This window comes from Amycolatopsis dongchuanensis (genome assembly GCF_039542405.1).
GTDB lineage: Bacteria > Actinomycetota > Actinomycetes > Mycobacteriales > Pseudonocardiaceae > Amycolatopsis_E > Amycolatopsis_E sacchari.
In genome coordinates, this window is sequence record NZ_BAABIB010000089.1 from 35,724 (window position 1) to 48,774 (window position 13,051).

Annotated in this window: 12 protein-coding genes; 5 read left to right on the top strand and 7 right to left on the bottom strand. The window is 71.6% G+C overall.

What is annotated here, in order from left to right:
• Nucleotides 1-229: 229 nt before the first annotated feature.
• Nucleotides 230-733 carry a DUF3145 domain-containing protein gene (locus ABFX51_RS24030; protein WP_346055010.1) on the bottom strand — a complete coding sequence of 168 codons (504 nt, stop codon included), beginning with the start codon at nt 731-733 and terminating at the stop codon, nt 230-232.
• Between the two features lie 194 nt (nt 734-927).
• Nucleotides 928-2,376, bottom strand: coding sequence for a S8 family serine peptidase (locus tag ABFX51_RS24035; protein ID WP_346055011.1), 1,449 nt, complete (start codon nt 2,374-2,376; stop codon nt 928-930).
• A 178-nt stretch (nt 2,377-2,554) separates the two neighbouring features.
• Between ABFX51_RS24035 and ABFX51_RS24040 the strand changes: the two genes are divergently transcribed.
• Nucleotides 2,555-4,636, top strand: coding sequence for a hypothetical protein (locus ABFX51_RS24040; protein WP_346055012.1), 2,082 nt, complete (start codon nt 2,555-2,557; stop codon nt 4,634-4,636).
• Nucleotides 4,637-4,789: 153 nt separating this feature from the next.
• Here the strand turns inward: ABFX51_RS24040 and ABFX51_RS24045 are convergent, their stop codons facing one another.
• Nucleotides 4,790-6,181, bottom strand: a complete 1,392-nt coding sequence (locus ABFX51_RS24045) for a dihydrolipoyl dehydrogenase family protein (RefSeq protein WP_346055013.1) — start codon at nt 6,179-6,181, stop codon at nt 4,790-4,792.
• Nucleotides 6,182-6,264: 83 nt separating this feature from the next.
• On the opposite strand from ABFX51_RS24045, the gene ABFX51_RS24050 reads away from it, so the two are divergent.
• Nucleotides 6,265-6,999, top strand: coding sequence for a histone-like nucleoid-structuring protein Lsr2 (locus ABFX51_RS24050; RefSeq protein ID WP_177228542.1), 735 nt, complete (start codon nt 6,265-6,267; stop codon nt 6,997-6,999).
• Nucleotides 7,000-7,002: 3 nt separating this feature from the next.
• Here the strand turns inward: ABFX51_RS24050 and ABFX51_RS24055 are convergent, their stop codons facing one another.
• The 4 genes from ABFX51_RS24055 to ABFX51_RS24070 all read right to left on the bottom strand — a co-directional run bounded on the left by ABFX51_RS24055 (nt 7,003) and on the right by ABFX51_RS24070 (nt 10,524).
• Entirely contained in the window at nt 7,003-8,385 is a 1,383-nt protein-coding gene (locus ABFX51_RS24055) for an NAD(P)(+) transhydrogenase (Re/Si-specific) subunit beta (RefSeq protein WP_091504439.1), read from the bottom strand.
• Nucleotides 8,378-8,674: an NAD(P) transhydrogenase subunit alpha part 2 gene (locus ABFX51_RS24060; protein ID WP_091504440.1), complete on the bottom strand. Its 297-nt coding sequence runs from the start codon at nt 8,672-8,674 to the stop codon at nt 8,378-8,380. Before ABFX51_RS24060 ends, ABFX51_RS24055 begins: the two co-directional genes overlap by 8 nt.
• A complete protein-coding gene (locus ABFX51_RS24065) occupies nt 8,674-9,777 on the bottom strand; it encodes an NAD(P) transhydrogenase subunit alpha (RefSeq protein WP_091504441.1) in 1,104 nt (367 codons plus the stop codon). Before ABFX51_RS24065 ends, ABFX51_RS24060 begins: the two co-directional genes overlap by 1 nt.
• A 72-nt stretch (nt 9,778-9,849) precedes the next feature.
• Entirely contained in the window at nt 9,850-10,524 is a 675-nt protein-coding gene (locus ABFX51_RS24070) for a TetR family transcriptional regulator (protein ID WP_091504819.1), read from the bottom strand.
• Between the two features lie 37 nt (nt 10,525-10,561).
• On the opposite strand from ABFX51_RS24070, the gene ABFX51_RS24075 reads away from it, so the two are divergent.
• From ABFX51_RS24075 to ABFX51_RS24085, 3 genes are read left to right on the top strand one after another with little or no spacing between them, the layout of a single operon-like run.
• Complete coding sequence (locus tag ABFX51_RS24075; RefSeq protein WP_346055014.1) at nt 10,562-11,554, top strand: ferredoxin reductase; 993 nt, start codon at nt 10,562-10,564, stop codon at nt 11,552-11,554.
• 11 nt (nt 11,555-11,565) lie between these two features.
• A complete protein-coding gene (locus ABFX51_RS24080; RefSeq protein ID WP_346055015.1) occupies nt 11,566-12,672 on the top strand; it encodes a fatty acid desaturase family protein in 1,107 nt (368 codons plus the stop codon).
• A gap of 8 nt (nt 12,673-12,680) precedes the next feature.
• Nucleotides 12,681-12,896, top strand: coding sequence for a hypothetical protein (locus ABFX51_RS24085; RefSeq protein WP_346055016.1), 216 nt, complete (start codon nt 12,681-12,683; stop codon nt 12,894-12,896).
• Nucleotides 12,897-13,051: the final 155 nt, after the last annotated feature.

Consider the following 13,051-nt stretch of genomic DNA (forward strand, 5'->3'; position numbering starts at 1 on the left):
TAACGCCGTACTACGCGCGCGCCTCTCCCCACTTCGGGCCTGTCGGGCAGCCGCTCGCGGTGGGACGGGCCGGTCCCGGGGGTCCCGCCGCGGCGAACGGGGCACGTCGCCCGTGCGTCGGCGATGAACTCCTCGATGTCCTCGGGAGCGACGAAGACCCGGACGCGCTTCGCGCGGCTACCCCACCCGTCGCCCGGCCACCGCCCCCGGCGGACGCGCTTCGCGCGGCTCAGCCCACCCGGTGCAGCCAAGTCACCGGGGCGCCGTCGCCGGCGTGCCGGAACGGTTCCAGCGCCTCGTCCCAGTTGGTGGCCAGCAACTCGTCCACCTTGTGCGCGAACGCTTCACCCGCGCGGGCCTGGCTCACGAGGGCGCGCAACTGGTCCTCACCGACCACGATGTCGCCGTTGGCGCTGGTGCGGCCGTGCCACAGGCCGAGGCCGGGCGCGTAGCAGTAGCGCTCGCCGTCGACGCCGGGGCTCGGGTCCTCCGTGACCTCGAAGCGCAGCATCGGCCACGCCTTGAGCCCGGCGGCGAGCTTCGCCGCCGTGCCCGCGGGCGCGCTCCAGTTGCACTCGGCCCGGAGCTGCCCCGGAGCGGCGGGCTGCGCCGTCCACTGCAGATCCACTCGGGTCCCTAGGGTGCCCGAAATCGCCCACTCGACGTGCGGGCACACCGCAGACGGCGACGAGTGGACGTACACCACACCACGGGTGTTTCCACGGGTGCTCACTGCTGACCTCCGCTACTCGACGAGGGGCGTCTTCCCCTACGACCTCGCGAGCCTCGGGAGCCGGCAAATCCATGGCGTGGCTTGAGCACATTGTGCACTGCGATCACCCATTTGGCCACACGAACCTCAGGCGTCGCACACGCCACTTCCCGCGGAGGGCACTGCCGCGCCCGCGGCAGTGCCCTCGCGGACAGCTACCCGGCGGCGCCGAGCGACCGGGCGGCGGCCACGGTGTCGACCAGTCCGGCGCCCTTGTCGTACGCCGCAGTGTAGGGGCCGACGGGCTCGTACGGGGCCCCATCGGAGTACTTGTACGCGGTCGATTTGAGGGCGTTCTCGATGTCGGCTGGCGTCGCGGTGGGGTTCGCCTGGAACAGCTGCGCGACGATCCCGGTGATCTGCGGCGCGGCCATGGAGGTCCCGCTGATCACGTTGTAGGTCCCCAGATCGAGCGGACCGGGGCCGTTCTCGGGCTGCAGGCCCTGCGCGCAGATCACGAGGTACGGGCGGCAGGCGGACAGGATGTTCTCGCCCGGCGCGGAGATGTCGGGCCAGGTGGCGGAGTCGCTCGCCAGGCCGCGCGAGGAGTAGTCCGAGACCGTGCCGTCGCGGGTGCCGGTGCCTTGATCGTTGAAGGAGGCCACGGACAGCACGCCGGGCGTCGGGTCCTGGCCGGGCGGGTTGGACAGGTTCTGGCTGCCGTCACCGCCGTCGTTTCCGTTGGCCCACACCGTGACCACGCCTTCCGCGGCCAGTGCGCGCTGCAGCTGGACCGTGGCGGAGTTCGGGTCGAAGCTGCCGCCGCCGCTCGGCCCGTAGGAGTTGTTGATCACCTTGATGGGCGGGCAGACGCTCGCGGGCACGCCCGCGCCACACGGTGCTGCGTGGTTCTCCAGCACCCAGTTCAGCGCGGAGTCCGTGCCCAGCACGAGGATCGCGAGCCCGGTCGAGAGCGCGACGATCTTGGCCCCCGGCGCAGAACCCCCCACGCGGGTGCCGTCCGGCAGGGTGAAGGCGGCCCCGGCGGCGATGCCGGTGACGTGGGTGCCGTGGCCGCCGAGCGAGGTGGTGTCCGTGTCGAGGTTCGTCGGCACGTCGACGATGCACGACGTGGCCGTGCCGCTCGTGCACAGGCTCTTGAGGTTGCGCACGACGCGTCCCTGGAACGCCGGGTGCGTCGGGTCGACGCCGGTGTCGATGATCGCGACCGAGACCCCGGTGCCGTCGAGTGCGGTGCCGTTCGCGCCGGTGAGGGTGGTGCGGGCTTCGGCGCTGCGCGTCGCGGTGGTACCGGTGCTGCCGTAGGCGACGAGGGGGTCGTTGTTCTCGACGTAGGTGACGCCCGGGATCTGGCGGACGGCCCGGACCTGGGCGGCCGAGCCCCGCGCGGCGACGACGCCGATCTTGGCGAACCGCGTGATCTCCGTCAGCCCCGCCTGGCGGACCGCGCGTTCGGCGGTGGTCACGTCCGTCGCGTGGACGAGCGTGGTGAGCGTCGTGGTCGTGGACAGCAGGGGCGCCAGGGTGGCGGAGACGGGGGCGAGGGGTGCCGCCGAGGCGGGCGGAGCGAGGGCGACGAGGGGCAGTGCGAGCGCGGCGGCGAGCACCGGCAAGCGTTTGCGGGGACTGGGGCTACGGCGCATACGGCTTCTCCTCAGCTCGGATGGCCGTACTAACGAGTAGCACACGGTCGAGTGACGACGGTCACGCTGTGCTGAGACAGTCGCGCAGAGTGCACGGGATTTTCACACTGCTGGTCCATTCGGCCGTCACCGCGCGCTAGCGTAGGCAGCCAGCAGCCACCGTCAGGGGGAGGTTCAGGTGCGGCTCGTCCGCCTCGGGCAACAGCCGTCGCGCGTCGCCGACGACATCCGCGCGGCGCTCGCGTCGCTCGGCCGGGGCGCGACCGTCGTCGGCGGGGTCGCACTCGTCGGGGCGCGGCCGATCCCCTCGGTGCGCAGCGTCGACGCGATCGTCGTGCTGCCGCGGGGTGTGCTGATCGTGCTGGGGGTCGACCTGCCCGAACCGGCGATGAAACTCGAGGCGCCGCTGGCGGGGCCGTGGCGCGCGGACGGCTGGGCGGTGGCGGCGCCGGAGCGGGCGGTGAACCCGGCCGCGCCGAAGCTCGAACTCGCGGAGGCGATCGCGAAGCACCTGCGGCCGAAGGTGCCGGAGGCGCTGCCGATCGGGACGATCCTCGCGGTGGGGCCGTACGTGGACCAGGTCGACCAGCCGCCGGCGGATGCGGCGGGCGCGGTCCGGGTCCTGCACCCGACGGGGAAGCACATGCTCGCGGCGGCGGTTTCGCTGGCCGCCGCGCCGGAGCCGTGCTCGCTGGCGCAGGCACGCGCCCTGCTGAAGGCACTGGCCCCAGAAGCCCCACCCATCTCGGACGACGCGTTGCGGGCGGAGGGTTTCGGCGCGGGCCTGGGAGAAGAGCCCGAGCGGACGACGAAGCTGGACACCCCAGAGGCAACGGAGAAGCTCGACGGCCCGGGGGTCGGCGCGCGGGTTGGCGCGGCGGGGAAGGCCGGACGGGCTGGTGGGGCCGGGGCGGCTGGGGTGGCGCCTGGCTTGGCCGGGGCAGGCGCGGTCGGGCCGGGGGCGGCCGGGGCGGCGGGAGCGGGGGTTCCCGGGGTGGCTGGCGCATCGCCCGGCTTGGCCGGGGCAGGGGCGCCCGGCTCGGCCGGGAAGGCCAGCGCCGCGGCGATGGCCGAGGGCGCGACAGGCTCGGCCGGAGCAGGCGCGCCCGGCTCAGCGGAGAAGGCTGCGTCCGCGGCGAAGGCCGAGGGCGCGGCAGGCACGCCCGCCGGAACGGCGGGCAACTCACCCGCACCGAACGGCCCCGCACAGCCCGGAAACTCTCCCGCGCCAGGCGGCCCTGCGCAGCCGGGGAAGCCGGTCGCCTCGGGAGTCGGTGCGCCGGTCGGAGCCGCCGCGTCCGTTGCCCAGCCCGGAAACCCAGCCGCACCAAGCGGAACCGCGCCCGCCAACGCGGCACACCTACTCGGAGCCGCACCCGCCAAGCCGGGAACCGGGCACCAACCCGGAGCCGCCAAGCCCAGCGAGCCGGGGAATCCCGCCGCACTCGGTACTGCCGAGCACCCGCCCGCCAAACGCAGCGCACCCGGGAACCCCGCCACGCACGGCACCACCGCGCCCCCGGCCGCCGCGCCCGGTGAACCGGGAAACCTCGCCTCCTCCGAAGTCACCGAAAAGATGGCCCCACCGCCGCGGCCGCCGGTGAAGGTGCGGGCCGACGTGCCACCACCGCGGCCGATCGAGGTCACCACGCCCGTCCCCCGCATCACCGCCGCCGTGCCCGTGCGCGCGGCGGTTCCCGAAAAGTCGCGCACCGTGCGGTGGTTGCCGTTCGGCGCGATCGGGTTGCTCGCGGTGCTCCTCGTGGCAGCCATCGTGCTCGCGACGACCAGCGGGGCCGACGACACGCCCGCCCAGCCGGCACAGGTGGTCAACGGCATCCCGCTCACCCAGCGCGCCGCCGCCCGGGACGTGCAGTGCGCGGCCCACGCCGTCGGCGATCTGCAGGTGAGCCTCCAGCGCAGCGGCTGCGTGGACCTCCGCCGCGCGAGCTTCGAGGCCACCGTGGACGGCAAACCCGCCGCGGTTTCCGTGGCGGTGGTGGCGTTTCCCGACTCCGCCAAGGCGACGGCCTTCAAGAAGGCGGCGGACACGCCGGGCGGCGGCAGCGTCACCGACCTCGCCGCGGAGACCGGCAAGTGGCCCCGCACCCCGCACTTCGACGCGGCCGCCTACGTCAGCGCCACGGACGGCACCGCGGTGCGGCTGGTCCTCGCCGCGTGGTTCGACCAGCCCTCCACCGCCGACGACCCCGCCCTCCTCCGCGCCGCCGACGCCGCCCTCACCGCCCGCGTGCCCTGACGCTCACCGCCCGGCACACCTGAAGGCCCGCGCGACCCCGACCTGCTCCCCGCCGTCCGCATGCCCTGACGCTGACAGCCGGGCGCACCTGAAGGCCCGCGCGACCCCGCGCCACCGACGCCGCGCTCACCGCACGCGTGCCGGAACCGCCACCTAAAGCCCGTACGTCTCCAGCAGGCGCAGCCACACCTCGCTGATCGTCGGGAACGCGGGGACCGCGTGCCACAGGCGGCGCAACGGCACCTCGCCCACGATGGCGATCGTCGCGGCGTGGAGGAGGTCCGAGACGTCCTGGCCCACGAACGTGACGCCCACCAGCACCTCGCGCTCGGTGTCCACCACCATCCGCGCCTTGCCCGTGTACCCGTCGGCGTGCAGCGAGGAACCCGCCACCGCGATGTCGATGTCCACCACCCGGTGCGGCTTGCCCTCCTCCGGCCCGGCCAGCCCGACGGAGGCCACCTCCGGATCCGTGAACACCACCTGCGGCACGGCGTGGTGATCGGCCGTGCTCGTGTACTGGCTCCACGGCTCCACCACGACCTCGCCCGCGGCGCGCGCGGCGATCACGTCCCCGACCGCGCGGGCCGCGTACTTGCCCTGGTGCGTCAGCGGCGCCCGGCCCGTCACGTCACCCGCGGCGTACAGCCAGCCTCCCTCCACTTCGGACACCAGCCCCGTGTCGTCCACCGCCAGCGTGCTGCCCGGCTTCAGCCCGACCGCCTCCAGCCCGATGTCGTCCGTCGTGGGACGACGGCCCGTCGCGACGAGCAGCTTGTCCGCCGTCAGCGTCTCGCCGCCCTTCAGCTCCAGCTTCGCCGCTCCGTCCACTTCGGAGGCCCTGACCAGCCCCGAGTCCAGGTGCACCCGCACGCCGTCCGCCCGCAGCCCCTCGACCACGAGGTCCCCCGCGAACTCCGGGTACCTCGGCAGCGGCCGCGGCCCGCTCACGATCAGGTCGACCTGCGCCCCCAGCCGCGCCCACGCCTGCGCCATCTCCACGCCGACCACGCCACCGCCGAGCACCGCGAGCCGGGCCGGCACCTCGCTCGCCGACGTCGCCTCGCGCGAGCCCCACACGGGTACCTCGTCGAGCCCCGGGATGTCCGGCGTCCTCGGCACACTGCCCGTGCACACCACGACCGCGTGGTTCGCCCGCAGCACGCGGTCAGCGTCCACTGTGACCTCTCGCTCACCGGTGATCCGCGCGTGCCCGCGCACGACCTCGATGCCGGCGCCCCGCGCCCACTCGACCTGTCCCGAGTCGTCACCGCGCGAGGTGAAGTAGTCGCGGCGCTCGAACACCTTCGCCGGATCGAGTGCACCTCCCACCGGCACGCCCGGCAGCCTGCGGGCCGCGGCGAGCGCGTTTCCCGGGCGCAACAAGGCTTTGCTCGGGATGCAGGCCCAGTACGAGCACTCGCCCCCGAACCGTTCGTGTTCCACCAGCGCCGTCTTCAGCCCACCCCGCACCGCCCGGTCGGCCGCGTTCTCCCCCACCGGCCCCGCGCCGATGACCACCACGTCGAAAGTCTCTTCGGTCATGCGCCCAGCGCACACCAGGCAAGCGCCGGGCGCAAGCCCGAGAAGGTATTCTCAGCGGAGCATTTCGAGTACGGGAGGTTTCGGTGGCCAAGAACACCGCGGTGCAGTTACTGGACGACCTGAACGGCGAGCCGGCCCAGGAGCAGGTCCGGTTCGGCCTGGACGGTGTCGACTACGACATCGACCTCTCGGACGAGAACGCGGGGAACCTGCGCGAGATCCTGGCCCGCTACGTCGAGCACGGCCGCCGCACCGGTGGCCGCAAGCGCCAGCCGCGGCGGCTCGCGCCGCCCACGCGCGGTCGCAGGAAGCCCGCCGCTTCCCGTACCACGACGGCGAAAACGGCCGAACCCGCCACCCGCAAGCGGAGCACGGCCAAGTCGGCGGCGGCCGCCAAGCCGGCGCCGGCGAAGAGCACCGCGAGCAAGGCCAAGCCGGCCGCCGCGAAGAAGGCGGCTCCCGCGAAGAAGGCGGCCGCGACCAAGAAGGCCGCCCCCGCGAAAACGGCGGCGAAGGCCCCGGCCAAAACGGCGGCCAAGAGCACCGCCAAGAACACGGCCACGAAATCGCGTGCGAAGACCGCCGCCACGAAGTCGACGACGACGAAAGCCGCCGCGAAATCGACGAGCACCCGCTCCGCGGCCGCGAAGACCACCGCGAAATCGAGCGGCACCCGGTCCACGGCCGCGAAATCGACCGGCACCAGGGCCACCGCGAAGAAGCCCGCGGCGGCCAAGAAAGCCGCGTCCACGGAAAAGGCCCCGCGCCGCGCCACCCGCAAGGCGCCGCCGGTGGTGTTCTCCAGCGCGGGCGCCTGAGCTCTACAGGTTCTTCAGCTCTTCGACGATCTCCCCGACGGAGGTCTTGGCGTCGCCGAAGAGCATGGTGGTCCGTGGTTCGTAGAACAGGTCGTTGTCGATTCCCGCGAAACCGGAACTCATCGAGCGTTTCAGCACGATGACCGAGCGGCTCGCGCTGACGTCGAGGATCGGCATTCCGTAAATGGGTGAGCCGGGGTCGTTGCGGGCGGCGGGATTCGTCACGTCGTTCGCACCGATCACGAGTGCGACGTCGGTCTGCGGGAATTCGGAATTGACCTCGTCCATTTCCTTGAGCTGCTCGTAGGGCACGTCGGCCTCGGCGAGCAGCACGTTCATGTGGCCGGGCATGCGCCCGGCGACGGGGTGGATGGCGTAGGTGACGGAAATGCCCTTGGCTTCCAGCAGCTGCGCCATTTCCCGGACGGCGTGCTGGGCCTGGGCGACGGCCATGCCGTACCCGGGCACGACCACGACCTTGCTCGCGTAGGCGAGCTGGATCGCGGTGTCGGCGGCGGTGGTGCTGCGGACCGGACGGACCTCTCCGGAACCGGCCGTCACCGCCGTCGTCCCGCCGAACCCACCCGCCACGATCGCGGGAATCGAGCGGTTCATCGCCTTGGCCATGAGGTTCGTCAGGATCGAGCCCGACGCCCCGACGATCATGCCGGCCACGATGAGCGCGGTGTTCTCCAGCGCCAGCCCCATCGCCGCGGCCGAAAGCCCGGTGAAGGCGTTGAGCAGCGAGATGACCACGGGCATGTCGGCGCCGCCGATCGGCAGCACCACCATCACGCCGAGCACGGCCGCGGCGAGCAGCAGCACGATCATCAGCGGTTCCGCGTGCGCACCCGCGACCACCGCTGCCCCGCAGCCGACCGCACCCAGCAGCAGAACGATGTTCAGCGGCTGTTGCAGTGAGCGCAGGGTGATCGGCCTGCCCGGCAGGATCTCCTGCAGTTTCCCGAACGCGATGAGCGAACCCCAGAACGACACCGAACCGATGAGCGCGGCGAACAACGACGCGATGGCTACGTAGCGGGGTTCGTCCGAATACCCGTCCGTGGTGCGGAACTCGACCCACGCGATGAGCGCCACCGCCCCGCCGCCGACGCCGTTGAACAACGCGACCATCTGCGGCATCGCCGTCATCTTCACGCGCCGCGCGGCCGGCACGCCGACGAGCGCGCCGAGCAAGACGCCGAGCGCGATCAGGACCCAGTTGCTCATCCCCGGCGTGAGCAGGGTGGCGACCACCGCGACGACCATGCCCGCGGCGGCGATCCAGTTGCCGCGCACCGCGGTGCGCGGGCCGGTGAGCCCCATCAGGCCGTAGATGAACAACGCGAACGCGATGATGTAGAGGACGCCGATGAGATCAGTCATCGGCCTCGTCCTTCTTGTGCCCCTTGAACATCCCGAGCATCCGGTCGGTGACGAGGAACCCGCCGACGACGTTGATGGTGCCGAACGCGATCGCGATCACGAGCAGAACCTTGTTCAACACCCCGTCGGCGCCGAGCCCGAGCACGACGAGCCCGCCGAGCAGCACGATGCCGTGGATGGCGTTCGTACCGGACATCAGCGGGGTGTGCAGGGTGTTGGGCACCTTGGAGATCACGGTGAAACCCACGAATCCGGCGAGCACGAGCACCGCCAGGCTTTCCACCAGCATCAGGCCGCTCCCCTTTCCCGTCCGGCGACGCACGCACCGGCGACGATCTCGTCGGCGAAGTCGATCGCGAGCCCGCCGTCGCCGTCCACCAGCAGTTCGACCAGTTCGGTCAGGTTCCGCGCGTACAGTTCGCTGGCGTGGCCCGGCATTTCCGCGGGCAGGTTCAGCGGGGAGCAGATGGTGACGTCGTGCACGACGACGTCCTTGCCCGGCTCGGTCAGTTCGCAGTTGCCGCCGGACTCCCCGGCGAGGTCCACGACGACGGCGCCCGCCGGCATGCCGCGCACCGCTTCCTCCGTGACGAGCGTCGGCGCCTTGCGGCCGGGGACGAGCGCCGTGGTGATCACGACGTCGAACCGCGTGATGGCTTCGGTGAGCCTCCGTTGCTGTTCGGCGCGTTCCTCCTCGGTGAGTTCGCGCGCATAGCCGCCTTCGCCGACCGCTTCGATGCCGAGGTCGAGCCAGTTCGCGCCGACCGAGCGGACCTGGTCGGCCACCTCGGGCCGCACGTCGTAGCCGGTGGGGCGGGAGCCGAGCCGTTTCGCCGTCGCGAGCGCCTGGAGCCCCGCGACGCCCGCGCCGAGCACGAGCACGTTGGCAGGCGGCACGGTCCCGGCCGCGGTGGTGAGCATGGGGAAGAAGCGGATGAGCCGGTCGGCGGCCAGGAGTACGGCCCGGTACCCGGCGACGCTGCTCTGCGAGGACAGGGCGTCCATCGCCTGGGCGCGCGTGATGCGCGGGATGGATTCGACCGCGAACGCGGTCACCCCGGCGCGGTCGAGCGCGGCGATGCCGTCCACATCGGACAGCGGTTTCAGGAAGCCGATCAGGACGGCGCCGCGTTTCAGCCTGGCCACCTCGTCCGCGGTGGGCGGCGCGACCTTGAGCACTATGCCGGCCTGCCACGCGTCCCCGATCTCGGCACCGGCCTGCTCGAACACGGAGTCGGCGAGCAGCACGCCCGCACCGGCACCGGGTTCGACGACGACGCGCAACCCGCGCCGGACCAGCCGGTCGACCAGCCGGGGGACGAGTGCGACCCGCCGCTCCCCCGGTAACGACTCGCGGACGACACCCACCGTCAGAGGTGCGGATCCGACCACGCTGAACCACCTCCTGACGGAGCCGGGCGATCAACCCAAGTGGTAACAGCAAAGGGGGTCCCGCGAACGGGGTCAAGTCCTGCTGCGCCAGGCGGGCACCCCGAGCGTGATGAGTTTCAGACGCTTTTCGGCTGTCCGGACGATGCGTTCGTCCGCGCCGGGACGGGCTTCGAGCAGGTCGAGCACGGTCGCCTGCATCGCGGTGACGATCAGCTCGGCCATCATGTGCAGGTCCTCGTTCGACCATTCCCGCAGGTATTGGAACCGCGCGAGGTCGACGGCCAGCTCGCTGGAGAACAGCCGCAGCTCGGTCGCGACCGCGCGGGACACCGCGCCCGATCCGCCGTACCGCTCGCGCACGAGGAAGCGGAAGTGGTCCTCGTGGGCCCGGACCTGCTGGTGGAGGGTCTGCACCGAAGCGCGGATGATGTCGCTGGACGCCCGCCGGTCGGCGCGGGCCGAGCGGATCATGTCGCGCAGCGTGCGCATCGACTCCTCGACGAGCGCGACGCCCAGCTCGTCCATCGAGGCGAAATGCCGGTAGAACGCGGTCGGCACGATGCCCGCCCGCTTGGTGACCTCGCGCAGGCTCAGGCTGCCGAAACCACGGTCGGCCAGCAGGCCCAGTGCCGCGTCGAGCAGTGCCCGCCGAGTGCGTTCCTTGCGCTCGTGGCGCGTCGCCGGTTCCGCCGTCACGCTGATCACCTTACGACCCCCGGCCTTGCTCGTTCCGGCGCTGTCCGCCATCATTGGGTGTACAGGTGTTCACTGAAGGAGGTGCGGCATGGGCAGACTCGCATCGCTCGCCGAAGCGCTGCTCACCCCGCACGGCGTGGACCGCTACCTCGAACTGGTCGACCCGATGCTGGTCCGGCACGAGATCCGGGGTGAAGTGACGAGCGTGCGCCGAACGGCCCGCGCGGTGACGTTGCGAGTGCGGCCCAGCCGGGCGTGGCGGGGGTTCACCGCCGGGCAGCACGTGCGGGTCACGGTCGAGATCGACGGGGTGCGGCGCACGCGGTGCTACTCGCCGGCCAACTCGCAGTACTCGGACGCGCTGGAGTTCACGACCGCGCTGGACGGTCTGGTTTCGCAGTACCTGTACCGCAACGCGAAGCCAGGCATGGTACTGGGACTGTCCGAACCGGACGGACGGTTCACGCTACCGCGGTCCCGGCCGGAGCGGTTGTTGCTGATCAGCGGTGGCAGCGGGATCACGCCGGTGCTGTCGATGCTGCGCACCCTCGTCGACGAGGGGCACCGGGGCGAGGTGGTGTTCCTGCACTACGGGCGGGACGTGGCCTACGACCTTTCCACGCTGGAGCGGGAGAACGTGCACGTCGTGGACGGGCACGCCCTCGGCGGCCGGTTCTCCGCCGCCCACGTCGAGGCGGTCGCGCCGTGGTACGGCGAGGCGGAGACGTACGCGTGCGGTCCGGCGCGCCTGCTGGACGCCGTACGCGCGATGTTCGGTGAACAGGTGCACACCGAGCAGTTCAAGCTCGCGGTGGAGGCCGGGGACGCGACGGGGCGCGTGCGGTTCGCCCGCAGCGGGGTCGAGGTCGGCAACTCCGGGCAGGCGCTGCTGGAGCAGGCCGAGGCCGCGGGCCTGCGCCCGGAGCACGGCTGCCGCATGGGCATCTGCTTCTCGTGCACGCAGGTCAAGACCCGTGGCACCGTGCGGGACGCCCGGTCCGGCGAACTGTCCGCCGAGGAGGACGAGGAGATCCAGTTGTGCGTGTCCGTGCCCGTCGGTGACGTCGAAATCAACTGTTAGGAGCAGCCCTCATGACCGGTTTGCAGGACAGGCTGACGCCGGCGCAGGTCGAGGAGTTCGGCAGGGAGCTGGACGCGATCCGGCAGCGGATCGTCGAGGACCTCGGCCAGGCCGACGTCGACTACATCCAGAACGTGATCAAGACGCAGCGGGCGCTGGAGGTCACCGGCCGCGCGCTGATGTACTTCCCGCCCGCGTGGCTCGGCGGGGTCGCGGCGCTTTCGGTGGCGAAGATCCTCGACAACATGGAGATCGGCCACAACGTCATGCACGGCCAGTACGACTGGACGCGCGACCCGGCGCTGAGCTCCCAGCAGTTCGAATGGGACACGGTCGCGCCGGCGGCGAACTGGCGGCACTCGCACAACTACATCCACCACACGTTCACGAACATCCTCGACAAGGACCGTGACATCGGCTACGGCATCCTGCGGATGGACCCGGCGCAGAAGTGGCACCCGTACTACCTGGGCAACCCGGTGTACGCGGCGTTGCTGGCGGTGTTGTTCCAGTGGGGCGTGATGCTGCACGATCTCGAGGTCGACCGGGTGCTGCGCGGGGAGCGCACGTGGGCCGAGAACCTGCCGGTGCTGCGGCGGATCCTGCGGAAGGCGTCGCGGCAGATCGGGAAGGACTACGTGTTGTTCCCGCTGCTGACGGGCCCGCTCGCGCCGCTGACGTTCGCGGGGAACGCGTCGGCGAACCTGGTGCGCAACCTGTGGGCGTTCGCGATCATCTTCTGCGGTCACTTCCCGGCGGACGTGGAAAGCTTCACCGAGGAGGAGACCGAGAACGAGACGCGGGGGCAGTGGTACCTGCGGCAGATCCTCGGCTCGGCGAACATCACCGGCGGGAAGCTGTTCCACATCCTCACCGGGAACCTGTCGCACCAGATCGAGCACCACCTGTTCCCGGACATCCCGGCGCGGCGCTACCCGCAGATCGCCGACGAGGTGCGGGGCATCTGCGAGAAGTACGGCCTGCCGTACAACACCGGCCCGTTGCGGCGGCAACTGTGGAGCGTGGCGAAGAAGATCGTGCGGCTGGCGTTGCCCGTTTCGGGGCAGCAGGAGCCGGAGCAGGCCACTACGCTGGAGCCGGAACTCCGGGCAGCCTAGGGGAGAACATGGTGGGACAGTTCGAGCGCGGTAAGGACACGGTGCAGGTGCTGACCGAAAGCGCGGCCACCCACGTGGGCCGCATAGCCACGATCGTCACCGGCGCCGTCCGCGACGTCGCCAGGGAAGCCGGAGAGTGGCTGACCGAGGTGATCGAGATGCGCGAGGCAGCACAACGAGCCCGGAGGGACGAGGAGCGAGGGTCGTCAGACCCGACCACCTAGAGTTGGGTGATCATCCCGTCGCCTGATACCGGTGGATCACTTTGGGCCAGGGCCGCAACATGCGCCGGGTCCGGCGGCCGACTGATCAAGCTTGCGGCTCTGGGTCAAAGTGATATGCACAAACCGCAGGCGACGGGATGATCACTCAACTCGAC